Source organism: Methylobacterium sp. 1973, assembly GCF_040545035.1.
Classification (GTDB): domain Bacteria; phylum Pseudomonadota; class Alphaproteobacteria; order Rhizobiales; family Beijerinckiaceae; genus Methylobacterium; species Methylobacterium fujisawaense.
In genome coordinates this window covers 1-25120 of sequence record NZ_JBEPLA010000012.1, presented here as the reverse complement: position 1 = coordinate 25120, position 25120 = coordinate 1, and the positions used below count along the sequence as shown (strand labels likewise).

At 70.9% G+C, this 25120-nt stretch carries 23 protein-coding genes; 11 read left to right on the top strand and 12 right to left on the bottom strand.

All coding sequences use genetic code 11. From position 1 onward, the window contains the following. Window positions 1-35: 35 nt before the first annotated feature. From ABIC70_RS21070 to ABIC70_RS21060, 3 genes are all read right to left on the bottom strand, one after another. Window positions 36-245: a hypothetical protein gene (locus tag ABIC70_RS21070; protein WP_043386991.1), complete on the bottom strand. Its 210-nt coding sequence runs from the start codon at window positions 243-245 to the stop codon at window positions 36-38. Between the two features lie 412 nt (window positions 246-657). Beyond that, the gene (locus ABIC70_RS21065; protein ID WP_043349362.1) at window positions 658-858 is read right to left on the bottom strand and encodes a glycine zipper 2TM domain containing protein; all 201 of its coding nucleotides are present in this window, start codon (window positions 856-858) and stop codon (window positions 658-660) included. A gap of 106 nt (window positions 859-964) precedes the next feature. Continuing rightward, entirely contained in the window at window positions 965-2068 is a 1104-nt protein-coding gene (locus tag ABIC70_RS21060) for a helix-turn-helix transcriptional regulator (RefSeq protein ID WP_354440985.1), read from the bottom strand. Window positions 2069-2515: 447 nt separating this feature from the next. On the opposite strand from ABIC70_RS21060, the gene ABIC70_RS21055 reads away from it, so the two are divergent. The 5 genes from ABIC70_RS21055 to ABIC70_RS21035 are packed head-to-tail and all read left to right on the top strand — an operon-like array spanning window position 2516 to window position 8403. After that, the gene (locus ABIC70_RS21055) at window positions 2516-3670 is read left to right on the top strand and encodes a polysaccharide biosynthesis/export family protein (protein WP_354440983.1); all 1155 of its coding nucleotides are present in this window, start codon (window positions 2516-2518) and stop codon (window positions 3668-3670) included. Further along, the gene (locus tag ABIC70_RS21050) at window positions 3667-5199 is read left to right on the top strand and encodes a GumC family protein (protein ID WP_043386987.1); all 1533 of its coding nucleotides are present in this window, start codon (window positions 3667-3669) and stop codon (window positions 5197-5199) included. Before ABIC70_RS21055 ends, ABIC70_RS21050 begins: the two co-directional genes overlap by 4 nt. Next, window positions 5196-5837, top strand: a complete 642-nt coding sequence (locus ABIC70_RS21045) for a CpsD/CapB family tyrosine-protein kinase (protein ID WP_053610503.1) — start codon at window positions 5196-5198, stop codon at window positions 5835-5837. The genes ABIC70_RS21050 and ABIC70_RS21045 overlap by 4 nt, the downstream gene beginning before the upstream one ends. Further along, complete coding sequence (locus ABIC70_RS21040; RefSeq protein WP_287089762.1) at window positions 5834-7474, top strand: O-antigen ligase family protein; 1641 nt, start codon at window positions 5834-5836, stop codon at window positions 7472-7474. Before ABIC70_RS21045 ends, ABIC70_RS21040 begins: the two co-directional genes overlap by 4 nt. After that, complete coding sequence (locus ABIC70_RS21035; protein WP_354440980.1) at window positions 7471-8403, top strand: glycosyltransferase family 2 protein; 933 nt, start codon at window positions 7471-7473, stop codon at window positions 8401-8403. Before ABIC70_RS21040 ends, ABIC70_RS21035 begins: the two co-directional genes overlap by 4 nt. Before the next feature lie 12 nt (window positions 8404-8415). Here ABIC70_RS21035 and ABIC70_RS21030 read toward each other — a convergent pair whose 3' ends face one another. Continuing rightward, window positions 8416-9153, bottom strand: a complete 738-nt coding sequence (locus tag ABIC70_RS21030; protein WP_274926217.1) for a class I SAM-dependent methyltransferase — start codon at window positions 9151-9153, stop codon at window positions 8416-8418. A gap of 72 nt (window positions 9154-9225) precedes the next feature. Between ABIC70_RS21030 and ABIC70_RS21025 the strand changes: the two genes are divergently transcribed. Then, window positions 9226-10368 (top strand): DUF1972 domain-containing protein, encoded by a 1143-nt coding sequence (locus ABIC70_RS21025; RefSeq protein ID WP_043354830.1) that lies wholly within the window; start codon window positions 9226-9228, stop codon window positions 10366-10368. A 28-nt stretch (window positions 10369-10396) separates the two neighbouring features. Here ABIC70_RS21025 and ABIC70_RS21020 read toward each other — a convergent pair whose 3' ends face one another. Together ABIC70_RS21020 and ABIC70_RS21015 are read right to left on the bottom strand one after the other, a co-directional pair. Further along, entirely contained in the window at window positions 10397-10999 is a 603-nt protein-coding gene (locus ABIC70_RS21020; protein ID WP_354440977.1) for a serine acetyltransferase, read from the bottom strand. Continuing rightward, the gene (locus ABIC70_RS21015; RefSeq protein ID WP_236961721.1) at window positions 10996-11517 is read right to left on the bottom strand and encodes a serine O-acetyltransferase; all 522 of its coding nucleotides are present in this window, start codon (window positions 11515-11517) and stop codon (window positions 10996-10998) included. Before ABIC70_RS21015 ends, ABIC70_RS21020 begins: the two co-directional genes overlap by 4 nt. A gap of 211 nt (window positions 11518-11728) precedes the next feature. Here ABIC70_RS21015 and ABIC70_RS21010 point away from each other — a divergent pair, with 211 nt between their 5' ends. From ABIC70_RS21010 to ABIC70_RS20995, 4 genes are read left to right on the top strand one after another with little or no spacing between them, the layout of a single operon-like run. Beyond that, window positions 11729-13207, top strand: a complete 1479-nt coding sequence (locus tag ABIC70_RS21010) for a lipopolysaccharide biosynthesis protein (RefSeq protein ID WP_354440975.1) — start codon at window positions 11729-11731, stop codon at window positions 13205-13207. Continuing rightward, complete coding sequence (locus ABIC70_RS21005) at window positions 13204-14145, top strand: glycosyltransferase family 2 protein (protein ID WP_043760388.1); 942 nt, start codon at window positions 13204-13206, stop codon at window positions 14143-14145. Before ABIC70_RS21010 ends, ABIC70_RS21005 begins: the two co-directional genes overlap by 4 nt. Next, window positions 14142-15524 (top strand): right-handed parallel beta-helix repeat-containing protein, encoded by a 1383-nt coding sequence (locus tag ABIC70_RS21000; protein ID WP_354440973.1) that lies wholly within the window; start codon window positions 14142-14144, stop codon window positions 15522-15524. The genes ABIC70_RS21005 and ABIC70_RS21000 overlap by 4 nt, the downstream gene beginning before the upstream one ends. A gap of 1 nt (window position 15525) precedes the next feature. Continuing rightward, window positions 15526-16653, top strand: coding sequence for a glycosyltransferase family 4 protein (locus ABIC70_RS20995; RefSeq protein WP_043760383.1), 1128 nt, complete (start codon window positions 15526-15528; stop codon window positions 16651-16653). 24 nt (window positions 16654-16677) lie between these two features. On the opposite strand, the gene ABIC70_RS20990 is transcribed toward ABIC70_RS20995, so the two are convergent. Next, window positions 16678-17991 carry an MFS transporter gene (locus tag ABIC70_RS20990; RefSeq protein ID WP_354440971.1) on the bottom strand — a complete coding sequence of 438 codons (1314 nt, stop codon included), beginning with the start codon at window positions 17989-17991 and terminating at the stop codon, window positions 16678-16680. Between the two features lie 180 nt (window positions 17992-18171). Between ABIC70_RS20990 and ABIC70_RS20985 the strand changes: the two genes are divergently transcribed. Continuing rightward, complete coding sequence (locus tag ABIC70_RS20985) at window positions 18172-19323, top strand: dimethylmenaquinone methyltransferase (RefSeq protein WP_043386967.1); 1152 nt, start codon at window positions 18172-18174, stop codon at window positions 19321-19323. 53 nt (window positions 19324-19376) lie between these two features. Here the strand turns inward: ABIC70_RS20985 and lptB are convergent, their stop codons facing one another. From lptB to ABIC70_RS20960, 5 genes are all read right to left on the bottom strand, one after another. Continuing rightward, the gene (gene lptB, locus ABIC70_RS20980; protein ID WP_374701317.1) at window positions 19377-20228 is read right to left on the bottom strand and encodes an LPS export ABC transporter ATP-binding protein; all 852 of its coding nucleotides are present in this window, start codon (window positions 20226-20228) and stop codon (window positions 19377-19379) included. An 8-nt stretch (window positions 20229-20236) separates the two neighbouring features. After that, a complete protein-coding gene (locus ABIC70_RS20975; RefSeq protein WP_075381379.1) occupies window positions 20237-20896 on the bottom strand; it encodes an LptA/OstA family protein in 660 nt (219 codons plus the stop codon). Next, window positions 20893-21612 (bottom strand): LPS export ABC transporter periplasmic protein LptC, encoded by a 720-nt coding sequence (lptC, locus tag ABIC70_RS20970; protein ID WP_043350977.1) that lies wholly within the window; start codon window positions 21610-21612, stop codon window positions 20893-20895. Before lptC ends, ABIC70_RS20975 begins: the two co-directional genes overlap by 4 nt. Window positions 21613-21841: 229 nt before the next feature. Continuing rightward, a complete protein-coding gene (gene htpG / locus ABIC70_RS20965; RefSeq protein ID WP_354440969.1) occupies window positions 21842-23674 on the bottom strand; it encodes a molecular chaperone HtpG in 1833 nt (610 codons plus the stop codon). A gap of 164 nt (window positions 23675-23838) precedes the next feature. After that, on the bottom strand, window positions 23839-25120 hold a 1282-nt coding region (locus ABIC70_RS20960), incomplete at its 5' end, for a KUP/HAK/KT family potassium transporter (RefSeq protein WP_091955124.1).

The window sequence follows — 25120 nt, the reverse complement described above, 5'->3', positions numbered from 1 at the left end:
GGCGACTGATCCCGCAGGCTCGGAGAGCCGGTGGATTACTCGGCGGCGGACATCTCGGCAGTGAAGTGGCCGCACCAGTCCTTGGAGGCGACGACCGGCCAGAGGCCCTTCGACTCCGGGGCGGGCTGGCTGACCGGCGGATTGAAGCGGCAGAGGCCTTCGTCACCCTTTGCCTGGGCGCCGTTGAGCTTGTGATCGTCGAAGAAGCGGCAGCTCTCGCAAGCGGCGTTCGCGGTACCGGCCATCGGGTCTCTCCATCGGCTGACTGGGGGGTGGTGGAACCGTTTCGTGATCGTTCCCCCGACAGTTCTTAATTAGAATAGCTCGAAAGAACGGTCAACGGGCAGGCTTGCGCGGAGCTTGCGTCGGGCCACGCAAGCTGGTGGTGGCCGAAGGCGAACGGGGCAGCCGCTGCGACGACGGCTGAGCGGCGGTGTTTCGAGATTCCGGCTGTACCCGCGGAGGTTGCAGCCAGGATCTGGGCTGGCCCCGAGGACGCCCGCGCAGCCGGCATCGACTCGGTGCGACCGAGTGAGGTTCGAGAATGCGAAGAGGCCGGATTCTCAGGGAGAATCCGGCCTCGGCAATAGACACTTGTCGAATTAGCGTCGTCGCTACGCGATCCCGTCGCCTACGACGGCATCGCGTGCAGACAGGCTAGCCCTGCTTGGCCTTCTTGTTGGCGTTGTGGTGACCGATGGCGCAGCCAGCGGCAGCGCCCATCTTGCCGTGGCCCGCCATATGTCCGGCAACGCCACCGACCACGGCACCCTTGAGGCAGCCCTTTGCCTCGGCCGGCGCGCCGGTGAGCAGGGCCGCGATGGCCAGGGCAGAAGCGAAGGCGATCCGGTTCGTCATCGACATGTCTCCTTGCAGTCGACCGGAAACGGCTGCGCGGTCCGACCCGTTCCATTGGGGGCCGGGACCGGGACGCGCCTGTTCCGGTTCACCGCGATGGGCGCGGTCAGCGCGCGAGACTCGCCACCAGTCGCACGAGGTCGGACTGGCGTGTCGCGCCGGTCTTGGCGAAAATCGCCTTCAGCTGCGAGCGGGCGGTTGCCGCAGTGATCGCAAACCGCGCTGCGCTCTCCGCGAGCGAGGTGCCAGTCGACAAGGCCAGGGCGAGACGTGCCTCCGCGGGAGTCAGCCGATAGACCGCCTGGAGAATGGTGGAGGTCGGCACCGTCATGGTCCCGGGAACGCTGCAGAGGAGGAGCGTGCTCGCTCCCCCGAACAGGCCGCGGGTCGGTCCGACCAACGGCACGACGTGGATCACGATGGGCGGCGCGTCCTGTCGCGGCACCACCACGGAGGAGATGGGCGGGCGGCCGAAGGGCCGCACCAGGGCTTCCAGCTGCCGGGTTGCCTCCGGATTGTCCGCAGTGAGGCGACCGCCCGTGAGCTTCAGGTCGCGACCGAGGAGCGCGCCGAAGGCGTCGTTCCAGCGGAGCGCGCGCCCCTCGAAATCGAGGATCAGGGCGGGCCGGTCGATCAGCTCGAAGGCCTGCGTCAGCCCCGCCAGGCGGGCCTGCTCCACCATCGACGTCAGCAGAGCCGCGCGCTGCAGAAGCGGCGACAGGGTGGCGAGGCGCCGTTGCTCGTGTGCCTCGTACGGCCCCTGCTCCACCGTCCGCTGCAGGGACAGGCACCAGAGACGGCCCTTTACTGCGAAGCCGATGCCGGCGAACCAGCGCAGGCCGCGGGAGGCGAGCAGATCCTGGTAGAAGGGCAGGCGTGCGACTTCCTCAGGGGTGGTGAAGTCCTGATCGACCGCGATCCCGCGCGTCCGCATGAACGGGATTCCGCGCAGGCGGTGGTCGTCGCGGTGCCAGCCTTCGTCGAAGTAGCGGCGCGATGCGTCGGCGAGCGAGGCGGTGCAGAGCGATTCAAGGCTTCTTCGATCGGACCGGAGGAGCAGGGCTCCCTCGCTGCCGGACGCCCGCACGGTGCGCTCGGCCAGATCAGGCCAGCGCGCAGGATCGATGACCGCCTCCTCGAGATCTTCCCGGAACCCTGTCTCAAGATCGTCGCGCAGGCGAGCGAAGAGATCCGGCCTCACGCCCGCCATGCGGCACGCCCTCCTCGCAACGAACAATGCCGTCCGGCACCGCGCCGCAGAGTTTCGACCCGCAGCTCGGACCGGCTTTCACCAGCGAACTATAAATCACGTCGTTAAATCCGAGCAAGCGTCCGGATGTATACAGCTTTCGATCGAGAGTACCGAAGTCTGAGGTGTCGGGATCTCGACGGGACCGCCTCGTCCAGCGGCTCGACCGTCGGGCCTTTTCATTTCGCGCTATCTCGAAGGTCGCGCCCGCAGGCGAGCCCGACGTCCCACACGGGCGGGAGTCCGCCTCCGCAGTTTGCCACGGCTTGCGATTTACAACCTCTGATAGAATTGGGAAAAGCCGGGTTCAAGCCTCGTTAACCAAGCTTTGCGATTGTATCGCGGTGCGCGGCTCGATCATGGGTTGTCTTCGAGCGAGCGCAGTCGAGCAGGATGCGGCTGAGGTCGATGGCGTTTTCCCTGTCTGGATTCCGCGGCGCGCCGTCCCGGCACGCCCGTCGCCCGGCCGGCGTCCTGGGGGTCGCCGTTGCGCTGCTCGGCTGCGCCTCGCTGCTCGCGGGCTGCATGTCGAGCCGTCCGCAGAGCGCGACGCGCGCGGGAACCGACGTGACCCAAACCGGCACCATCTCGGAGGGCCTGCCGCCCGCGTTGGTCGCCGCGGCGCAGGAGGAGGTCGGACGCACCATGCGCCTCGGGCTGGCGAACTACCGGCTCAATGTCGGCGACAATGTCGAAGTCTCGTTCCTGATCGATTCCAGCGTCGTCCAGCCGACCTACCGGCTGAATCCGAACGATGAGTTCGACGTCGATTTCCGCACCCATCCGGAGTACAACCGGACCGTGATCGTCCGGCCGGACGGCCGGATCTCGCTGCCCGGCAAGAACGGCATCAAGGTCGCGGGGCTGTCGCCGGAAGCCGCGGCCGCGCTGATCAAAAGCACCTACGACGACGTGCTGATCGACCCCGTCGTCACGGTGATGCTGCGCCGGTTCCGCACCGTGACGGACGATTTCCGCGACCTCACCCAGCGGGCCGATATGGGCCGCGTGAAGGTCCTGGCGATCGAGCCGGACGGCAAGATCAACCTGCCGATGGTGCCAGCCGTCCAGGCGGCGGGCCGGACCGTGCACGAGGTCGCCGGCAGCCTGAACGCCGCCTACAAGCACCAGCTCGCCTCGGTCACGACCAGCGTGCGGCTCGCGAGCCTCGTCCCGGCCAACACCATGGTGTTCGGCGAGGTGCGCGCCCCGGGCCCGGTCAGCCTTCAGGGGCCGCGGACCCTGGCACAGGTCCTGGGCTCGGCCGGCGGCGTCCTGCCGACGGCAGCCGGCGAGGCCGTGCGCATCATCCGCTTCGACGCGGAGGCGGCCGGCAGCGTCCGCATCGTCGATATCAGCCAGCCGGGGCTCGCGGACTCGATCGTCGTGCCGCCCAACGCCACCGTCTACGTGCCGCCGTCGCTGCTCGCGAAGACCGCCCGCGCGGTGGATCTCGTGGTGCGCCAGATCCTGCTCTTCAACGGGACCGGCTTCGGCGTGAACTACATCACCGGGCCGTCCGCCAGCACCTCCAACACCGCCACCGTGAGGTCCGGCACGTGAGCCAGACCGACCTGACCGCCCCCGACGCGGGCGAAGGCCCGGCCTTCGACCTCCGCGACGCCCTCGCGGCCCTGTTCCGGCACATCCGGCCGGCCCTGCTGATCCTGGTCGCGGCCATCGTCGGCGCCGGGATCTACCTTCTGCTGACCCCGGCCGAATACACGGCGGACGCCAAGCTGATCATCCGTCTCGGACGCGAGAAGGCGGGCGCCCCGCTCCAGGGCGGCGCCAACCAGAACTACATGTTCTCCGAGCGCGCGCAGAACGTGAACAACGAGATCGAGATCCTGCGCGACCCCAGCATCGTGCGCGACGAGTTCGCGGCGCTGAAGCAGATGACGCCCACCGGCGATCCCGGCCCGCCCCCCGCGGACTGGATCGACTGGTTCATCTACCAGGGGCGCCAGGTCCTGCGCAGCGCCAAGGCGGTCAAGACCTGGATCGTCGAGACGGTACGGGTGCCCTTCGAGGCGGTGGGCCTGCTGCGACACCTCACGCCGGACGAGAAGCTCTACGAGGCCTATCTCGCGGCCTTCAAGGTGGCGTTCGTCAAGGAGACGGACGTGATCGTGACCGGCTTCACCTGGACGGATCCGCACTTCGCCGCGCAGGCGCTCAACCGGCTGCTCGACGCCTACAAGCGCCGGCACGTGGAGGTCTACGCCGACGAGACGCCGGCCTCGTTCTACCAGAGCAAGCTGGAACGCGCCCGGGCCGACCTCGCCGCCATCGACGCGCAGCTCGCGACCTACCTCAAGGGCAACAACACCGCGAGCTTCGAGATCGAGCAGCAGAACGACCTCGGCACGCTGGCCGATCTCGCCAAGCAGAAATCGGCGGCGCAGATCGAGCGCGAGGTGGTCGAGACCCGTCTCAAGCGCACCCGCGAGGCCGGACCCGACCGCTGGCAGCCGACGCCCTCCGACGCCGACCCGACGGTCACCGCTTTCGACCAGCGCTGGGCGGACCTGAAGACGAAGCGTGCCGAACTCGCGGTCCGGTTCCGGCCGACCGCGCCCGAATACGTGAGCCTCGACCGCGATCTCGCCGCCCTGGCGCGGCAGAAGTATCAGTCGCTCCTCGCCGCCGACACGGCGAAGCTCGCCGTGCTGGCCGAGAAGATCCAGAGCATCACGGCGATTGAGCAGACGCGCCGCAAGGCCGCCATCGGCCAGAGCGACGCGGCGCTGGCCTATGGCCGGCTGACCCAGCAGAAGGGCCTGCTCACCGACGAGATCACCGAGACGCAGAAGCGGATCGACGCGCTGAAGACCGGCACCGGCCTCGACGCGCAGGCCGTCACGTCCTCGGCCCTGGTGGCGCGCGCCGTGCCGCCGCGGCTGCCCTCCGGCCCGAACCGGCCGCTGATCCTCGGCCTCGCGGCCGGTCTCGGTCTGCTCGCCGCGCTGGCCTACGTCGCCCTCGCGGAGATCCTGGCCCAGACCTACCGCAGCGCGTCGGAGGTCGCCCGCTCACTGCGGGTGCCCGTGCTGGCCGCGGTGCCGCTGCAGACAGGAACCGCCGGATGATCGCCGCCGCAGCCGCCCCCCGCATCGATCCGGCGATCCTCGAACCGGCGCTCGTCCAGCTCACCCGGAACGAGGCGCGCGTGCGCCGGGTCGGCATCACCGCGGTCCAGACCGGCGAGGGCGTGAGCACGCTCGCCCGCGAACTCGCCGGCGCCTACGCCCGGCGCGGCCGCAGCGCCGTGCTGATCGAAGCCAACTGGTCCCGCCCGTCCCTCGCCGAGGCCTACGGACTGATCGGACGGCCGGGCTTCGCCGACATCGTCGCCGGGGCGGTAGCGCCGAGCCGCGGCGTCCACGCGGTCGCCGACGGCCTCAGCGTCGTACCCGCGGGAACCCCGGCGGCGATCCGGAAGGCGACCTTGGACGACGGGCGCGTCGAGGATTTCCTGGCGCTGGTCGACGAGCGCTTCGATCTCGCCCTCGTGGATTGCGAGCCGATCACCGAGATCGGCGACGCCGCGGCGCTTTCACCGTTTGTGGACGGCTTCATCGTGGTGATCGGCGCCGAGCGCACCCGCCGAGCCGTGGCGCAGCAGGCCCTGGCCGACCTGAGGGCCGCCGGGGGTGCCCCGCTGGGCGTGGTTCTCAATCGCACCCGCAGACCGATCCCGAAATGGCTCTACCGGTGGCTCGGGTGAGCGCGGCGCACACTCGCACGCTGCGGGCCCTGCCCATCGCGGGAATCGGGTTCGCGGCGGCGGCTGGCGCGGTCGCACTGAGCGCGGCGCCCCTGAAGTTCGCCGTCGTCGGGTTGGCGGCGGCATTCGGCGGCGTCGGCGCCCTGATCGTCGGGCGGCTCTATCGCCTGACGCCGGTCCTCCTCGTGGCCCTCGCGGTCGGGCTGACGGTCAAGCTCGACGTGAGCTTCTTCCAGCATTTCGAGGCGGTCGGGCAGTACCTGCCGAGCATCGGCGGCGGGGCCGGCCTGACGGTGAGCGTCGCCCTTCTCGTGGCCGTGGCGCTGATCACCGCCAAGCTCACGGGCCTCTGGGAGAATGCGCCCGGCCTGCGGCTCGACCGCCCCCTCGTCCTGACGCAGGTCGGCTTCCTGATCGCTGGCCTGCTGTCGCTCACCAACGCCACCGACCCGGCCTATCTCTGGTTCGACACGTGGCGCTTCGTCGGCCTGCTCCTGGTCTCGGTCGCGGTCTCGAACCTGTCGGAATCCGACATCCGGACCCTGGCGCTGGCGATCTGCGCCCTCTGCCTCGTCCAGACCGCGGTGGCGGGGCTGCAATACGTCTCGGGCTCGGAACTCGGCCTCTCGGTGCTGGGCGAGGAACAGATCGTCGAGGAGAACATCAACTTCTCGGCGCAACGCCGCGCCGGTGGCCTGAAGGTCCACCCGAACATCCTGGGCTATTATTACGAGTTCGTCTGGCCCCTCGCCCTGGCGCTGGCCCTCTCCCGCGGCCCGCTGATCCTCCGCCTCGTCGGGGCAGCGGGCGCCGCGTCGGCACTGGTCGGGGTGGTCCTGACCCTGTCGCGCGCATCCTGGCTCACCTTCCCGGTCTCCGCCGCGCTCCTGATCCTGCTGGTTTATCGGGACCGTCTGTTCTCCCGGGCGAGTCTGATCGTCTTCGGTCTTCTGGCAATCGTCGGCAGCGTCGCGGCCCTCTATGCCGGTCCGCTGATCTGGGAGCGGCTCACCGCCGACGACGGCGGCTCGGCCGCCCAGCGCGGCCCGCTGAACGCGGCGGCCCTCGCCCTCTTCGAGCAGTTTCCGGTCTTCGGCGTCGGCCTGAACAACTTCGGCAATCAGTTCGCGGTCCTCGACAAGACCGGCCTGTCCCGGCTCGCCGGGCTCTTCGACCGGTCGAACCACGTGGTGCACAACCTGCACATCCTGATCCTCACCGAGGTCGGGATCGTCGGCTACGCGGCCTTCGCGCTGGTCTTCGGGATCGGGATCTTCCGTGGGTTCCGCGCGGCCCGCCGCGCGCCGGTGGGCGATCCCCTCGCGGCGATCGCGGCGGCCTGCGCGGTGGGCCTGATCGCGCATCTGCTGCACGGCCTGGTCGATCCGGGCTTCCGCCTGAATCTCGGCATCGCCGAGCTGCTCTACACCGGCCTCGGACTGATCGCCGGGGTGCGTGCCGCCCAGCGGCAAAGGGCCGTTCAGGCGCGCCGGCCGGTCGGGCCGCCAGAATCGACAGGCGCGACACGCGCCCTCCCCGTCCAACGGAGAGGAACCGCGTCCCCCCTCGCCAGCGCCCCGGGAGCGCCCGCGTCCAGGACCGGCCATACCCCCTTCACACGTGGAGACCGATCATGAGCGCCGTCAGCCTCAGCGTCCTGATCGTCACCTACAACGCCGGTCGGGACATCGCGACCTGCCTGGAACTGCTGGCCTCGAGCTGGATCGACCGCCCCTACGAGGTGATCCTCGTCGACAACGCCTCGACCGACGGCACGCCGGAGCGCGTCGCGAAGGCTTTCCCCTGGGTGCGGGTGATCGCCGAACGCTCCAACCACGGCTTCGCGGGCGGCAACGCCGTCGCCCTGGAGCACGCGCACGGCGAGGCGATCCTGCTCCTCAACCCCGACGCGTTCCTGCGCGACCCGGAGGCCCTGACCGGTCTTCTGGCCCATCTCGACGCGCATCCGGACGTCGGCGCCGTCGGCCCGCGGCTGACCTTTCCGGACGGGACGCATCAGGTCGGCGATGCCGGCTACGAGCCGCGCCCGCTCTCGATCCTGGTGCACGCCGCCGGCCTGTCGGGCCGCCTCGGCCGGCGTGGCCTCTATCTCGCCAGCCGGCAGGCCCGCGGCACCGGAGCCCTCGACGTGGACTGGATCTGCGGCGCCTGCCTGCTCCTGCGCCGGTCGGCGATCGCCGCCATCGGCGGTCTGCACAGCCCGATGTTCCTCTACGGCGAGGACGTGGATTGGGGATGCCGCCTGCGCGATGCCGGCTGGCGCGTCGCCTACCTTCCGGGGATTGCCGTTCTCCATCTCCAAGGGGGCTCGGGAGGTACCCGCTCGCCCCGCTGGCTCGACGGGCTGGCAACCATCTACAGCCTGCGCAACGCCGGCCGGCGCCTCTCGTCTCCGGCCTTCTTCTCGGCCCCGCTGCGGCTCGGCTTCACCCTGCGCGCCCTGGCCTACGGATTCGCGGCCCGGCTGCGCGGGCAGCCGGACCTCGCCCGGAAAGCCGAGGACATGCGTAGATTTGCCAGCCATCTGCGCAGTCTTCGCCTCTGACCGGACCGTCTCTCACGGTCGTTTACGAATGAACACCATGTGGTAGCCCTTGAACGGGCCCGGCGTGAGCCGGAACAGCAGCTCCCAGAACTTGCCCAGGACGATGTTCTCGCCATGATAGAACGGCTGCCCGTCGAAACTGTAGGTGAAGTGCTCGAACCGATCAGTTGGGAAAAGCCGCTTCCGCGCCGCCTCCGTGTTCATCGTGTAGAGCGGCACGAACGAGTCGATCTCGACCCGCCGGGGCTCGACGAGGCGCAGCACCCGGGCGTGCAGCCGCTTCGGGATGAGCCGTGCCCCGATCCCGACATAGCCCCAGCGGTTGGGCGTCCAGGCGCAGAGCCAGCCGTCCGGGGCGAGAACCCGGCCGAGTTCGGCCGCGGTGGGCTCGGGATGCTCGATGTGTTCGAGGACCGAGAAGGCCGAGATCAGGTCGAAGCTCCCGTCCGGGAATGGCAGCATCCCGTCGTGACCGATCAGCCGGACCTCGTCGGCCGACTTGTTGCCGAGAACCGCCTCGTCGACGTCGCAGGCGACCACGTGGGCGCAGCGCCCGCGGAAGTCGCCGAGGTGCCGGCGCAATGGGACCGGATCATCGCTCCACTTGCCGCGTCCCGCGCCGAACTCCATCACCCGCATGTCCGGGCGGAGCAACGCGTTGACGCGCACGATGTACTCCATCCGGTGGTCGTGCCGGGAGTAGCCTCCGGCTCCCATCTCCCGGAACAGACGCTGTTCGACCGTGACCATGCCTCAGACTCCTCTGAACGTGTCGCGCCCACGGCGCATGTGAAGGCGGGGGAGCCGGGCGGGCGCCCGGCGGTGGCGATCCTCGGCACACGCGGGGTGCCGGCGGCGCATGGGGGGTTCGAGACCCTGGCGGAGCGGCTCGCGCTGGAACTCGTGGCCCGGGGCTGGCGGGTCGAGGTCTACTGCCAGGTGCGCGAGCCGGCACCGCCGACGGTGTGGCGTGGGATCCTGCTGATCCCGGTCGCGGTCCGGGGCGACGGTGCCGTCTCGACGATCGTGTTCGACCTGAAATGCACCCTGCGGGCGGCCTTCCGGCCCGCCCTGCCCCTCGTGCTCGGCTACAACACCGCGGCGTTCTCGCTGCTCTACCGGCTGACGGCCAAGCGCAGCGTCATGAACATGGACGGCATCGAGTGGAAGCGCGACCGCTGGTCGAAGCCCGCCAAGGCCTGGTTCTGGCTGAACGAGCGCCTCGGCAGCCTGTTCTCGACGCACCTCGTGGCGGACCACCCGGAGATCGCCAAGCACCTCGCCCGCGGGACCTCGGCCGCCCGGATCACCACCATCGCGTATGGCGCCGACCCGGTTCTGGAAGCCTCGACCGAGCCGCTGGCGAAGTTCGGCCTGCGCCCCCGCGATTACGGACTGCTGATCGCCCGGGTGGTGCCGGAGAACCTCGTGCTCCAGGTCGTCCGGGCCTGGAGCGAGGTGCGCCCGGGCCTGCCGCTGCTCGTGCTGGGCAAGCTCGCGGAGTCCGACCCGTATCACCGCGCCGTCCGGGCGGCGGGCGGACCGGACGTGATCTTCGCCGGCGCGATCTACGAGGCCGAGCGCGTGGCCGCGCTCCGCTTTCACGCCCGCTTCCACATCCACGGCCACACGGTGGGCGGGACGAACCCCTCGCTGGTCGAGGCCCTGGGGGCGGGCTCGCCGATCCTCGCCCACGACAATCCGTTCAACCGGTGGGTGGCGGGGCCGCAGGCGCTCTATTTCGGCGACGAGACCGAGTTGCGGCGGGGCATCCTGAGCCTGGTGCGGGCCGGGCCGGGCCGCCTCGACGTCATGGGCGCCGCCTCCCGTCGCCGGCACGCCGAGGCCTTCACGTGGCGCGTCATCTTCGACGCCTACGAGCGCGTCCTGCGCCGCCAGATCGCGCCCGCACGAGCCGGCCGCGGCGCGCTGCGGGCGGTCCGCGGGGAGCACGGGCGCGCGTGACAGGCGCCACATCCCTGTGCGGCCGGGTCTAGCGCCCATGAATCGTCCCCTGGGGGCGCCGCGGACCGCGAACCTGCCGCTGGGCGATCATCGTCACGGTGCCCGCCGGCACATCCCGAAGACTGCAGACCGCGATGCCGACCGTCGCGCCCGCGCCGATGGCGACCGATCCCTGGATGGCGGCGTGCGCGCCGACGATCGCGCCGTCCCCGAGATCAGGACCGTCGGCGGGAAACGGCTGGTCCGGAAGGACCCAGTCCCGCGGTCCGACCAATGTCCCGGGCAGCAGCGTCAGGTCGGCCCCGGCCGTCGCGCAGAAGGCGACTCGCGCCGGATGCGGCACGAACAGGCCCGGCCCCACGCGCGAGCCCGGATGCAGGCTGGCCCCCGTGAGACGCAGCGACAGGTCCGCCACGAGGGCGGCCGAGCGGCGCCAGCCCCTGCCGTGCAGCAGATGCGCGGTTCGATGCAGGATCGCCACCTGCATGGCCGGAAGCAGGAGGTGCATCAGGCGCCGGAGCCGGGCGGTCGGCTTCCCCCCCGTGGTCTGGTGCAGGATGCGGGCGAAGTCGGCCGCCAGGAGGCGCCGCATCCCCGACAGGGTGCCATGGTCCGACATCGCGTTCCTCATGGCGCGACGTTCCGGCCGGGGAGCGGGCGCCAGGGTTGCGGCATGATCTCTTCGTCGGCCTCGACGGACTTCAGGGTGATGGTCCGCGGCCCGATCCGGGCGCGGTCCCCAACATGCACGGCGCCGAGGACGATGGCGCCCGCCTCCAGCATCACGTCGTCGCCCAGCACCGGAAGGCCCGGGCCGCCGCCGATATCCTGGTCCGGCTCCTTCAGCAGGCCGCCGATGGAGGCCTGGATGCCGAACGCGGCGTCGCGGCCCACGGCGCCGGCGATCACGGTCCCATAGGGCTGCGGCAGGAACAGGCCGCCGGCGATCCGGCTGGAGGGCGGGATGTCGGCGCCGGTCCACCAGCCGTTCACCAGCCACAGCAGCCACGCCGCCATCCGCCAGCCGCGCTCATGGGCATAGCGGGACAGGCGGTAGAGCCAGATCGCGTGGTAGCCCCGGCGGAAGGCCGCCGGCCCGCAACCGCGGCGGCGCCAATGATCCCGATCGGCGGCCAGGGCGGCCCGCACCTCCCCCCATCGGAGGCGCCGTCCCGGCTCCGCTTCTGATCGGCGCGAGAGACACAGGTCCGACCCAGCGGCTGTCTCGGACATACGCAGTCCTCCGGTTTTGCCAACGCGATAACTCTGCAACCATAAATTGAGACACCGGTTGCAAGCCATACGCAGCATGCCACGATGCAATCGTAGGTCGCAGTTTTCAGTCAGACGTCACCGAGAGATGATCCGCTTGGTAAACCGATTGTCGGGGCGCGGACGGGCCGGCGGGCTCCGTTATGGTGCGAATCTGCTCGGGCAGGCTGCCGGCCGCGGCGTCTACCTTGCGGCAGGCCTCGCAGCCTTCGTGATGGTCGGGCACATGGCCGGGCCGGCGGCCCTCGGTCGCTACGGCCTCGCCCTGGCGATCCTCGCGGTGGCGCTGATCGCGGCGGATTTCGGCACGACCCTGACCTTCGGGGCGCGCCTCGGTGCGATCGAACCCGAGATGCGGGCGGACGAGTTCGGCCGAATGCTGTCGGCGCGTCTCGTCCTCGGCCTCGGGACCGGCGCGGCGCTGCTCTGCATTCTGCCGATGCTGCCGGACGCCATCCAGCCCGCGCTGGCGCTGGCCGCCCTGCTGATGCCCCTCGCGGCCGCCCGCTTCCTCGACGCCCTGTTCCAGGTCTGCGGGCGGCCCGGCTGGTCCGTCTGGCCGGCGCTCGCCAACGCCGTCATTCTGATCGGCGGGACCGCTCTCGCGCTCCGGTTGCAGCTTCCGGAGGCGGCCCTGAGCCTTGTGGCGGTCGGCGCCGGCATCGCCTACGGCGCCGTGGGACTGGCGCTCGCGCTGCGCCTCGTCCCCGCCCGCCTCGCCCCCCTGCCGCAGGCCCTGGCGACCATCTGGAGCGCGGCGGGCGTGGGCGTCGCGAATGCCCTCGGTTCGCTCAACGGCCGGATCAGCCTCATGATGCTGGCTGCCTTCGCGGGCGCGGCCGAGCTCGGCCAGTTCACGGCCGGCTTCCGGTTCTTCGAGCTCGGGGCCGCGGTGGCGATCACCCTGTGTGCGCCGCTCGTGCCGGTCTTCGGACGGGCCGTCGGCCCCCTGGTGGACGGACGGCCGCGGACCGGGACGGCAGCGCTGCGGACCCGGGTTCGCACCGCGCTGGTCCCGATCCTGGCCGCCTCCTGCGCGGGAGCGGTGGCGGCCTGCGCCCTCGCGGAGCCGCTCGTGCGCCTCGCCTTCGGGCCGGACTTCCCCGGCGCCGTCCCGGTGCTGCGCATCGCCACCGGGATGAGCGTCCTGCTGATCGCAGCCACGATCCTGTTCGCGGGCCTCGTGCCGCTGGGGCGGACCGGCTTCGCCGTACGCGGGAGCGCGGCGGCCTGCGCCACCAACCTCATCGCCTGCACGCTGCTGATCCCCTGGAACTCCCTGCTCGGCGCGGCCCTCGCGGCGCTGCTCGCGGAGGCCGCGATGCTCCTCGTGCTGGCCCATGCCTTCTGGCGGCAGGCTGGACCGCCCCTGGCGCTGGCGGACATCCCGATCCTGGCTGCGCCGGGCCTCCTCACCGCCCTCGCCTGGGCGGCCGGCCCCGCCGCGCTGGCGCCCGGGACGGTCCCCGCCGTCGCGGCCGTCTCGGCCGCCCTGGTCGGGTGGCTGTGCCTGCGCCGCCCCCCGACCGATCCCCTCCCCCTCCCGCTTCCGGAAGCCTCGTCATGAGCGATGATCCCGTGCTCTCGGTCATCATCCCGACCTACAACCGCGCCGACACGCTGCGCCTGTGCCTCTGGGCCTTCGATCGGCAGGAGACGGACGCGCCCTTCGAGATCGTGGTCTGCGACGACGGCTCGACGGACGGCACCGGAGCGGTCATCGACCGCGCCGTCGCGACGGCCCGGATCCCGGTGGTCCATCTGCGCCAGGAGAATGCCGGCGCCAACGCCGCCCGCAACCGCGCCATTGCGGCGGCCCGGGGCGAGCGCCTCCTGATCGTCAACGACGACACCATCCCGGTGCCGGGCCTCGTCGAGGCGCACCGGCGCGCCCATGCGCGGCGGGGGGGACGGAGGACCGCGATCCTCGGGCGCATGACCATCGACCCGGCCCTGCCGTTCTCGCCGTTCTCGGCGCTTCACCACGACGCCTCCTACGATGCGCTCGCGGGCCGCGACGAGGTCGGCTGGGACGCGTTCCTGACCTGCAACGTCAGCGTCGACCGGGGCTTCCTGGAGGAGGCCGGGGGCTTCGACCCGAAGCTGTTCTGGCACGAGGATATCGAGCTCGGCGAGCGGCTGGCCCGGCGCGGCATGCGCCTGTTCTACGCCCCCGAGGCGCTCGGCTATCACCATCACCTCCTGGACGAGGCGGCCTATCTGCGCATCGCAGAGCGCGAGGGCGCAGCCCTGGTGCTGTGGTACCGCAAGCGCCCGGACCTCGTCGCGGATCTCGGCCGGCTCGGCCTGGTCGGGCCGCCGCCGCTCGGCGCGGCGGCACGCCACCGGGTTGCCGACCTCGCGATGCCGCAGGCCCTGCTGCCCGGCTGGCAGATGGCGGCCCGCGCGCTGACGCGGATCAGCCCGGAGGCCGGCCGCAGCGTGTGGCGCCGGCTGTTCCAGCGGCGCAAGCGGCTCGCCATCGCCCGGGCGCTCGCGGCATGAGACAGCCCCGCACGATCCTCGGCAGCGCCCTCGCGGCGCTGGTCCTGCCGGTCCTGGCCGCCTGCGGCCCGGCCGGCGCGCAGGTGCAGCAGAACATCCTGGTCGATCCCGCCGGCGGCACGAAGCCCGGCTACACCACGGTGGCGCGCCTCGCCGACGTGTCCTTCGCCACCCTCGGCCCCGGCTCGACCGTGCTGGTCCGCGGGGGCAGCTATGGCGACGTCGTCTTCATCGGATCCCGCGGGACCGAGGCCGCGCCGGTCACGGTGGCGGCCGAAACCGGCACGCAACCGCGCCTGTCCAACTCGGTGGTGTTCGAGAACGCCGCCTACGTGACGGTCACCGGCCTGACCGTGCAGGGCGCGGTGAATTCCGGCTTCATCATCCGCCGGGGGTCGAGCCACGTGACGGTCGCGGGCTCGACCGTGTCCCGGTCCGGCCTCGGCATCTGGATCGGCGACGGCGCGGGCGCCGGGCACCGGATCACCGGCAACACCCTCTCCGACAACCAGACCCACGGCGTCGCCGTCGACGTCATCAACGCGCCCCCCGAGGACCCGAGCTACATCCTCGACAACACCGTGACCGGCAACGGCATCCACGGGATGGAGATCAACGGCTCCGGCTACGTGGTGGAGGGCAACCGGGTCTCGGGCAACGGCGTCGGGATGTCGGGCACCTCCGGCATCCACGTCTACGCCAAGGACGCCGCCCAGGACGCGGGCGACCGCAACACCATCCGGTACAACATCGTCACCGGCCAGAAGGAGACCACCGGCCAGGACGGCAACGGCATCCAGATCGACCAGTGGTGCGACGAGAACATCGTCGCGTTCAACGTCGCGGCCGACAATGACGGCGCCGGGATCAACCTGTTCGACGCCGGCTCCAACACGGTGGTGAACAATACGACCACCGGCAACATGCGCGATTCCGGCGGCAAGCACGTCTATCGCGGCGAGATCGTACTCGCCTCCGACTATACCAAGCAGGTCGACCGCACGTCGAACAACCGGGTGCTCAACAACATCGCCTACGCGACCCGGCCGAACGTGGCCGCGATCGTGGTCGAGGCGACCACCACCGACAACAACAACGCGATCGGCCCGAACTTCCTCGGCAGCGCCGTCGGCGCCCCGCTCTACCGCTGGGGCAATCAGGCCACCGGCGACGGGACGAGCCTGCCGCTCAACGGCCAGGGGCCCGACCTCACCGGCACGCCCGCCTTCCGCGATCCTGCAAGCCCGATGACCGGCGGCCTCGCCCTGACCGCCGCCCCCGCCCGCGTCGGCATCCCGCTCGGCGCCACCCGCGACATCGCCGGCCGGGCCTACGCCCCCGGGGAGGCCCCGACCTTCGGCGCCTACAGGAGCCCTTGATATGCTTCGCATCGGCGTCGACGCGCACGTGCTCACCGGCAAGCCGCAGGGCAGCCGGACCTGGCTCGTGAACATCATCGGCCGGGCCGCCGCCCAGCACCCCGACGCCACCTACGTGGTCTATTCGGGCGATCCGGAGGCCTGCGCCCGCATCGTCTCGGGGGACAACATCGAGCACCGGCGGCTGCCGCGGGTCCCCGCGACCGTGCGGCTGACCCTGGTCTGGCCGTGGCTGTTCCTGCGGGATCGCCTGGACACGCTGCTCACCACCTACATCGCCCCGCCGCTGGTGCCGGGCGACCGGCAGGTGGTGGTGGTCCACGACATCCTGTTCGAGACCCATCCCGAATTCTTTCCCTGGTCGATGCGCTGGCGGAACAAGATCCTGACCCGGCTCTCGGCCCGGCGCGCCAAGCTGGTTCTGACCATCTCCGACTACAGCCGCGACTCCATCGCCAAGGTCTACGGCATCGAACGCCACCGCATCGCCGAGGTGCGCTGCGGCTCGACCCCGCCGCAGGCGGTCTCGGAGCGGACCCCGCTTGCGGACGGGCGGCCGTACCTGCTCATGGTCGGCCGGCTGGAGCCGAGGAAGAATCTCGGTCTCGTCCTCGATGCCTTCGCGCGGCTGCCGGAGGGCGCGGCGCGGCTCATCGTGGTGGGCAAGGGTGACGGCGAGCGGCCCGAGACCCTGGACCGCCTCGCCCGGACGCCGGACGCGGTGCACATCGCCGGCATCGACGACCGGGGGCTCTCCGACCTCTACGCCCGGGCCGCCGCCCTGGTCTTCCCGAGCCGCGGCGAGGGCTGGGGCATCCCGGTCCTCGACAGCCTCGCCCGGGGGACGCCGGTCATCGCCTCGAGCCTGACGGCCATCCCGGAGGCCGGCGGCAGCGCGGCGAGCTACTTCGACCCCGACGCCCCCGACCGGGTGGATCGGCTCGCCGAGCTGATGGGCGCGGCGATCGAGGGGCGGCTGCCCTTCGACGCGACCGCCGCCCGGGCCCATGCCGCGCGCCACGACTGGGACGGACCGGCCGCCACCTTCGTGGACCTGATGCGCGGCAGCTTCACGGCCCGCACGCATCTCCGGGACCTGATCCTGGCTGCCCCGAACCTGCGGGGGTGACGCCAGCGGAGACCGTCCGCCGGCTCATCGCGCGGCCCTCAATTGACCGACCACCGGACCCTCCGGCGCCTCGTCGGCGATGGGATCCCTGATCAGCGTCCAGTAGCCGAGCGCCGCCACCAGGGCGATCACCGCCCCGGTGATGAAGGCCATCGAGAAATGGCCCGTGCCGCCGACGATGAAGCCCGTCACGGTCGGCGCCAGGGCGCCGCCGATATAGCCGCCGAAATTCTGCATCGCGCCGAGCGACGCCGTGCAGCTGGCCGGCGCCGCCACGGAGGCCATCGCCCAGGCCGACGACGAGCTCACGTAGACGAGGAAGAGCGAGGCCGAGATGCAGGCGATGGCGAGGGTGTCGCTCGGCGTCAGCGCCGCCACGACCGTGCAGGCGGCGGTCGCCACCAGGGATCCGACCATCGGGATCTTGCGGCTGCGGATCGGGTCGACGCCCCGGCGGACCAGCATGTCGACCACGCGGCCGCCCAGGATCCCACCCAGCACGCCGAAGGCGAAGGGGATCGAGCCGACGAGACCGGTCTTCTGCAGGGTGAAGTGCCGCTCGATCTCGAGGTAGCTCGGCAGCCACGCGGTGTAGAGCCACGTCATGTAGATGCAGCCGAAATAGCCGACGATCATCCCCCAGCTGGTGCGGAACCCGAAGAGCCGGCGCCACGCGCTCCAGGTGACCGGGCGGCTGGCATTCGGGGCATCGCCCTCTTCCAGGAAGGCGCGCTCCCCCGGCGTCAGGTCGGTCTCGCGCGGGTTGCGGAAGACCCCGTAGACGATCGCGGCGAGCACGAGGCCGGCCGCCCCCATGATCACGAACATCGCCCGCCAGCCGAAGCTCACCATGAGGAAGGTCAGCAGCGGCAGGGCCAGGAAGGTCCCGAGCGAGGAGGCGCAGTTCCAGATCCCCGTGGCGGTGCCGCGCTGGCGGATGTTGAACCAGTCGCGGGAGACCCGGGCGCAGGTCGGGAAATGCGGGGCCTCGCCGATCCCGAGCACGATCCGCGCGCTCACGAACTGCCAGAACGACGTCACCGCGCCGCCGAGCATCTGGCCGAACGACCAGCAGGTCAGGCCGAGCGTCAGCGTCAGGCGCGGTCCGAACCGGTCGGCGAGCACACCGGCCGGCAGCTGTGCGAAGGCGTAGGCCCAGAGGAAGGCCGAGAGCAGCAAGCCCATCTCGGGGATCGAGAGGCCGAGATCCTCCCGGATCAGCGGGTTGGCCACCGCCAGGGTGGCCCGGTCGACGTAGTTGACGACGCCCGCCGTCACGAGAAGGGCAAGCGAGATCGTCTGGATGCGGCGCACGCGCGGCGTTGCGGCCAAGGCCATCGTATCCTCCCGGAATGGCGGGCCCGTTGAGGGTCTCCGTGGCCGGCCGGTCCTGTGCGACTCGTGGCGGCCCGGCACCATTCTGCACCGAACGCGGCCGGACGGAAGGTCCGCTACCCCTCGCCTCGCGGCGCCGGGCGTCGTAGACCGGCCGCTCCGTCATCCTTCGAGTCCGGACCGTTGCGCCTGATCCAGATCACCCACCACGACCTCGACGGCTACGGCGCCTCCACGGTCGCCGCCGCCTGCGCCACGGTCGAGCGCGTCGTCCACGTGCCCCGCTACAGCGATGTCGGCCCGGTCTTCGAGGACGAGATCAAGCGTCTCGGCCGCGCGGCGGAGCGCGAGATCCTGCTGATGACGGATCTCGGCCTGGAGGAGCAGACCATCGCGGGCCTGAGGAAGTTCGCCGCGATGAACCGGCGCCGGGAGGACGGGCAGAAGCACCGCCTCGTGGTCCTCGACCACCACGCCTCGTCCCTCGACCAGATGCGCCGGCTGGGCCTGGAGGCGACCGCCGATGCAGCGCGCCCGGCGCTCCACCGGATCGATCTGGGCGATCCCGAGATCGCCGTGCTGATCGAGGACGACATCTGCGCCACGCGGATGACCTTCGAACACCGGGCCCTGTTCGCCACGCACGAACCCGCGACCGACCTGTCGAGCCTGCTGTCCGCGGTCGATGCCGTCGACCTCTGGCGCAAGGAAAGCCCGGCCTTCCGCGGCGGGCTCGCCCTGGACGAGTTGTTCTGGGAAGTCGTGTCGAGCTACGTGCCGGTCGGTCATCCCTGGCACGACCGGTTCGTGTCCGACATCCTGCTCGCGGCCGCCGCGTCCCTGCGGGACGGCGCCAACCCGGCCGAACTCGAGCGGCGCGCCTCGGAGATCCGCACCGGCGTGGTCGACGCCCTGCTGCGCGAGGCGCCCGACGACGATCCGACGCTGACCACGCGCATGCGCCTCGCCCGGGCCCTCGCCCGCTCGGACGCCCTGTTCCGCCCGCTGAAGGACGGCACGCTCCTGTCCTTCGCCCTCGATTCGGGCACCTTCCAGCGGGTCTCCGACCTGATCATGGATGCGGGCCGCGCCAAGCGCGTCGTCAACGTCCAGCGGATGGGCACGCTGTCGTTCCGCTCCAATGACGGCACGGCGCTCGACGGCGCCCGCCTGTTCCGTGGCGGCGGCCACCGCGACGCGGCGGGCGGCCGGCTCCAGAGCGGCTCGGCCTTCTCGATGGCGGACGCGATCGCGCAGGTGGAGCCGGTGCTGAACCCGGAGAAGCCCGCGGGTTCCGACAGCCCGTTCGCGGCGCTCAAGAACTGGAAGGGGTGAGGCGCGGCCGCCTCCGCCCCGTCTTCGCTCCCCTCGTAGGGGCAAAGTCCGGCCTAAAGCCTGAAATCCTCGCCGAGATACAGGCGCCGCGCATCCGGGTTCGCCACGATCTCCTCCGGCGTGCCCTCGGTGAGGATGCGGCCGGAATGGGCGATGTAGGCCCGGTCGATCAGGCCCAGCGTCTCGCGGACGTTGTGGTCGGTGATCAGCACGCCGATGCCGCGCTGCTTCAGGTGCTTCACCAGATCCTGGATGTCGCCCACCGCGATCGGGTCGATGCCCGCGAAGGGCTCGTCCAGCAGCATGAAGGTCGGCGAGGAGGCGAGCGCCCGGGCGATCTCGCAGCGTCGCCGCTCGCCGCCCGAGAGCGCGATCGAGGGCGACTTGCGCAGGCGCGCGATGTCGAACTCCTCCAGCAGGGAATCGAGCTTGCGGGCGCGCGCCTTGCGGTCGGGCTCGGCCACCTCCAGCACCGCGCGGATGTTGTCCTCGACGGTGAGCCCGCGGAAGATCGAGGCCTCCTGCGGCAGATAGCCGATCCCGAGCCGCGCCCGCTGGTACATGGGCAGGTGCGTGATCGGCAGGCCGTCCAGGGTGATGTGGCCGCGATCGGCCGCCACCAGCCCGGTGATCATGTAGAAGATCGTGGTCTTGCCGGCGCCGTTCGGGCCCAGCAGTCCCACGGCCTCGCCGGTGCGGACGGTGAGCCCGGCCTCGTGGACCACCGTGCGGGCGCCGTAGCTCTTACGCAGGCCGCTCACGCTGAGGATGCCGAGGCCGCCCGCCTCGGCCGCGGACCAGCCCTCGGCCTCGGCCGCGTCCGGCTGCCGCGCGCGCCGGCCGAACAGGCGGCCGAGCCAGCTCGTTCGGCCCGCCGGGTCCTGCGGGCCAGCCTGGAACGCCACGGCGCCGCTCAATCGACCTGCGCCTTCGGCCTGGGCGGCGGCTGCGTGCAGCCCTTCGCCTTGCCGTCCTTGGCGTCGGACTTCTCGCCGGGCACGAACAGGGCCGAGACGCGGCCGCCCGCCACCGGGTCCATGTTCGCGCGCCCGGTGTTCATGTCGTAGACGAGCCGCTGGCCGCGGGTGACGTTCTGGCACTGGCTCAGGACGACATTGCCGGTCAGCACGATCCGCTTGGCGTCCTGATCGAACACCGCATGGTCGCCGGTGGCGACCTGGTCCTTCTGCACCACCGTCACCGGACCGGCGCAATCGACCTTCTGGATCCCGTTCTCGGCGGGATTCCGGGGCGCCGCTTCGGCCCCCTCCTCCTTCGCCTCGCCCTTGGCAGCCTTGCCGGGCGCGTCCTTGCCGCGCTTGTAGGTGACCGTCATGGTCGAGCACCGGATGGTGCTGTCGCCCTGCACGGCCACGACGTTGCCGGCGAAGATCGCCTTGTTCTCCCGGTCGAACACGTCGAGCCGGTCGGCGTCGATCTTGATCGGGTCCTTGCCTCCGCCCCCGATATTCCCGAAGGGCGAATCTTTCCGCGCGGACTTCTCGGCGAAAGCCGGGCCGGCGAGAACCAGCCCCGCCGCCAGGGCGGCCCAGACGAGGCGGGCGGCGCTCATCGCGCACCGTCCGCGGCTTGGGCGTCCGACGTCAGGATGCGGGCCTGCGGCTTCTCGGCCTGATCCTCGTTGAGGATCACCACCTGGACCTTGCCCACGAAGGAGATCCGCTTACCGTTCTCGACGACGTCGAGGGTGTCGGCCTTCACGGTGGCCCGCGGGCTCGAAACGGTGACGGGCTCCTGCGAGCTGATGGCGCCGGTCTTGAACGCCACGGCGGCCGAGCGCAGGCGCACCTCCTCGCCCTTGTCGGTCCAGATCCGGATGTCGTCCTTCAGGTCGAGCGCCTCGCGGGCCGTGTCGAACAGGCCCGACACCGCCGAGAGCCGGGCGATGCCGCCCTGATCGTCGGTGGCGATGTGGCCGCGCATCTGCTGCAGCTCGATCTGGCTCGGCTTGCGGACGTCCTGCAGGGCGGCGTCCGCCGTCACCTCGTAGCCGCGCGTTCCCTGGCGGAAGCCCGAGAGCCGCGGATTCTCCATGCGGACCTTCGAGCCCGCCAGCGTCACAGGACCGACCGAGACGCCCGGCAGCTGGGCCGCGAAAGGATTGAACAGGTACCCCAGCAGCAGCGCCACCGAGCCCCCGGCGACCACGGGAATCATGCGGCGCATGGTGCGCACGCGTCCGCTGTGGCGATACGCCCGGGCATGGGCCCGGGTCCGCGCCGCCGCGACCGCCTGTCCGTTGCCGGCTTCAGCCTCGACCGGGTTCATGCAGCGTCCGTGAGGCGCGCCTGACGCGCGCGAGAGGGTTCGGCTCAGACGCCTGCGGCCCCCACCGCGCCCGCGCCATCGGCCGGGCAATGATCCCGACCGGTGGCGAAGTTATGGCTCGACCGTTTCCGAATGATCAACCGAACCGACAATCGTCCGGCGCGGATGTGTGTGGAGACACACGCCGCGCGCGGCTTTCCGCCTGCGCCCGGCGCGTGTCTCCGTAGTCCTACGCGCTGCGCGCCGCCGCCAGGGCCGCCGCCACGGTCCGGGCGAAGGCCGCCGGGTCGCGGGGGCTGTCGCCATCCTGGATGCGGGCGAGGTCGAGGAGCGTGCCGGCCGCCTGCGGCACCTCCGATTCGGGTGCCGCGGCCAGCGCCCGAATCAGCGGATGGCGCGGGTTGATCTCCAGGACCGGCTGCCCGGCCCCGGCCCGCCCTGCCCGCCGCATGAGCCGCTGCATCTGCAGGTCTGGGCCTCCGGTCCCGGCGGACAGGACCACCGCCGAGTCGACCAGCCGGTCGGTGGTGCGCACGTCCGAGACCTCGCTGCCCAGCGCGGTCTTCACGGCGGCCACGAACGCATCGATGCCCTCGGGCGCCTCCGGCTGCTCGCCCTCGAGGGCGAACTTCGACAGGTCGAGCCCGCCCTTGGTGATCGAGCGGAGCGGCTTCTCCTCGAAGCTGCCGAGCTGGTCGGGCCAGAAGGCGTCGACGTGATCGGAGAGCAGCAGCACCTCGAGGCCGCGCGCCTTGAAGCCCTCGAGCTGGGGCGACGACTTCAGCGCCTCCGCATCGTCGGCGACGAGGTAGTAGATCGCCTCCTGGCCATCCTTCATGCGGGATACGTAATCCGGCAGGGAGGTCCAGCCCTCCGCCGCCGAGGAGCGGAAACGCAGGAGCGGGGCGATCTCACCCCGGCGCTCGAAATCCTCGTAGATGCCCTCCTTAAGGACGGGGCCGAAATTCTCCCAGAAGGCCTGGTAGCCCTCGGCGTCCTTGGCGCGGGTTGCGAGTTCGGACACGACGCGGCCGGTCACGGCGCGGCGGATCCGCGCCAGGGCCGGGGTCGATTGCAGCATCTCGCGGGACACGTTGAGGGGCAGGTCTTCGGTATCGACCACGCCCTGGACGAAGCGCAGCCAGGGCGGCAGCAGTTCGGCCTCGTCGGTGATGAACATCCGCCGCACGTGGAGCCGGACCTTGCTCTGCCGCTCGTTCTCGAGCGCCTGGAAGGGCTTCGAACCGGGGATGAACAGCAGCGCGGCAAATTCGAGTTGCCCCTCGGCGCGCCAGTGGAGCGTCGCCCAGGGCTTGTCGAAGTTCATGCCGATGGAGTGGTAGAACGCCTCGTACTGCTCCTCGGTGACCTCGGACTTCGCCTTGCGCCAGAGCGCGGTGCCCTGATTGGCCGATTCGTCCTTGCCGTCGCGCACGACCGCGATCGGCACGGTGATGAAGTCGGCCCATTTCCGCACGAGATGGTCGAGCCGGTAAGGCTCCAGGTACTCGTCGGCGTCGTCCTTGAGATGGAGCACGATGTCGGTGCCGGGTTCCGCCCGGGTGGCAGGCTCCAGGGTGTAGTTGCCCTGGCCTTCGGAGGCCCAGGTCCAGGCCTCGTCGCTGCCGGCGCGGCGCGACGTGACCGTCACCCGGTCGGCGACCATGAAGGCCGAGTAGAAGCCGACGCCGAACTGGCCGATCAGGCTCGGCCGGTCCTCGGCCTTGGCGGATTCCAGCGTCTGCGAGAACGCCCGCGTGCCGGAGCGCGCGATGGTGCCGAGGTTGGTGGCGAGATCCTCCTTGGTCATGCCGATGCCGGCATCCGACACGGTCAGGGTCCGCGCCTCCTTGTCGGGGGCGATGCGGACCTTGGCGTCCGCCGGCAGGGCGCTCGCCGCCGAGGTCAGGGCCTCGAACCGCCGCCGGTCCATGGCGTCGGCGGCGTTGGCCACGAGTTCGCGCAGGAAGATCTCGCGGTCGGAATAGAGCGCGTGCACGACGAGGTCGAGGAGCCGGCCTACCTCCGCCCCGAACTCGTGCCGCTCAATCGTCTCGCTCACGGGTCATGCCTCCGCTGTGGGAAAATCGCGGTGGCGATATGCTGGCGAACGCGGCCGTTTTCAATGCGCCGCGCGGGCTCGGCATCGCCGTCATGGCGGTCCGTCGCCTGTGGAGGCCCTGCCCTTCGGGCGTGCCGCGGCGCGGCCCTGTTCAGGGCCCCGGTTCAAATCTCGATCTCGGTTCCCACCTCGACGATCTGCCGGGTCGGCAGGCCGAAATGGGCGCCGGTGCGCTCGGCATTGCGCTTCATGAAGCTGAACATCGCCTCCCGCCAGGGCGCCATGCCGGGATGGGTCGGCGACGGGATGACCACCTCGTGGCCCACGAAGTAGGTGATGTCCTCGAGGTATTCCGGAGGCAGGAGGCCGCTCGCCACGGCGCATCGCAGCCCCTCGGGGATCGAGGCGGTCTGCATGAAGCCGTACCGCAGGACGACCCGTTCCATGCCGGGCGTGAACTTCGAGATCGCCTTGCGGATGCCCTGCGCAACCAGCGTCACCTGCGCCCGCTCGGCGGCGCAAATGACCGGCTCCTCCTCGTAGACGACGGTGATCAGGAGGATCCGCTCGTGGAGGCACCGGCTGCGCTCCAGCAGACGGCCGAGGGCCATCGGGATGCCATCGGTGGCGGCGGTCAGGAAGGCCGCGGTGCCCGGGAGCGTCACCGGCGGGTGCGAGGTCAGTCGGGCGAGAAAGGTCGCCTCGGACATCCGCATGGTCTGGCGGACGGATTCGAGAACGCGGTTGCCCGTCATCCATGTCAGCATCAGGAAGGCGACCGCGGCGGCCAGCAGCAGCGGAAACCAGCCGCCCTCGAAGAGCTTCACGCTGTTGGCGGCGAAGAACACGGCGTCGAGGGTGAGGAAGGCGCCGTTGACCGCGAAGACCAGGATCGGATTGTAGCCCCAGCGCAGCGCGATGAGCGCGGCGAGCAGGGTGGTGATGCCCATTAGGGCCGAGACCGCGATGCCGTAGGCGCCGGCGAGGGCGTCGGAGGAGCCGAACACCACCACCGCCGTGAGGGTCGCTGCGGCCAGGAGCCAGTTCACCGCCGGCACATAGATCTGACCGCGCTCGTCCCGGTCTGTGTGGACGACCCGCATCATCGGCATGAAGCCGAGCTGGATCGATTGCTGGGTCAACGAATAGACGCCCGAGATCACCGCCTGCGAGGCGATGACGGTCGCCATCGTGGCCAGGGCGACCAGCGGATAATGGGCCCAGTCGGGGGCGAGCCGATAGAACGGATTCTCGATCGCACCGGGATCGGCGATGATCAGGGCGCCCTGCCCGCAATAGTGGATCAACAGCGCCGGCAGCACGAGACCGAACCACGCGAAGCGGATCGCGGGGGCGCCGAAATGGCCGAGATCGGCATACATCGCCTCGCCGCCGGTCACCGCCAGGAAGGCCGCGCCCAGCATCAGGAAGCTGACATGCCAGCCG

Excerpts from the sequence above, each read along its gene's own strand:
- ABIC70_RS21065 (WP_043349362.1), bottom strand. The coding sequence starts at position 858 with ATGACGAACCGGATCGCCTTCGCTTCTGCCCTGGCCATCGCGGCCCTG.
- ABIC70_RS20975 (WP_075381379.1), bottom strand. The coding sequence starts at position 20,896 with ATGAGCGCCGCCCGCCTCGTCTGGGCCGCCCTGGCGGCGGGGCTGGTT.
- ABIC70_RS21060 (WP_354440985.1), bottom strand. The coding sequence starts at position 2,068 with ATGGCGGGCGTGAGGCCGGATCTCTTCGCTCGCCTGCGCGACGATCTT.
- ABIC70_RS21070 (WP_043386991.1), bottom strand. The coding sequence starts at position 245 with ATGGCCGGTACCGCGAACGCCGCTTGCGAGAGCTGCCGCTTCTTCGAC.
- lptC (WP_043350977.1), bottom strand. The coding sequence starts at position 21,612 with ATGAACCCGGTCGAGGCTGAAGCCGGCAACGGACAGGCGGTCGCGGCG.
- ABIC70_RS21000 (WP_354440973.1), top strand. The coding sequence starts at position 14,142 with ATGAGACAGCCCCGCACGATCCTCGGCAGCGCCCTCGCGGCGCTGGTC.
- ABIC70_RS21020 (WP_354440977.1), bottom strand. The coding sequence starts at position 10,999 with ATGAGGAACGCGATGTCGGACCATGGCACCCTGTCGGGGATGCGGCGC.
- ABIC70_RS21010 (WP_354440975.1), top strand. The coding sequence starts at position 11,729 with ATGATCCGCTTGGTAAACCGATTGTCGGGGCGCGGACGGGCCGGCGGG.
- ABIC70_RS20990 (WP_354440971.1), bottom strand. The coding sequence starts at position 17,991 with ATGGCCTTGGCCGCAACGCCGCGCGTGCGCCGCATCCAGACGATCTCG.
- ABIC70_RS21035 (WP_354440980.1), top strand. The coding sequence starts at position 7,471 with ATGAGCGCCGTCAGCCTCAGCGTCCTGATCGTCACCTACAACGCCGGT.
- ABIC70_RS21055 (WP_354440983.1), top strand. The coding sequence starts at position 2,516 with ATGGCGTTTTCCCTGTCTGGATTCCGCGGCGCGCCGTCCCGGCACGCC.
- ABIC70_RS20995 (WP_043760383.1), top strand. The coding sequence starts at position 15,526 with ATGCTTCGCATCGGCGTCGACGCGCACGTGCTCACCGGCAAGCCGCAG.
- ABIC70_RS21030 (WP_274926217.1), bottom strand. The coding sequence starts at position 9,153 with ATGGTCACGGTCGAACAGCGTCTGTTCCGGGAGATGGGAGCCGGAGGC.
- ABIC70_RS21005 (WP_043760388.1), top strand. The coding sequence starts at position 13,204 with ATGAGCGATGATCCCGTGCTCTCGGTCATCATCCCGACCTACAACCGC.
- ABIC70_RS21045 (WP_053610503.1), top strand. The coding sequence starts at position 5,196 with ATGATCGCCGCCGCAGCCGCCCCCCGCATCGATCCGGCGATCCTCGAA.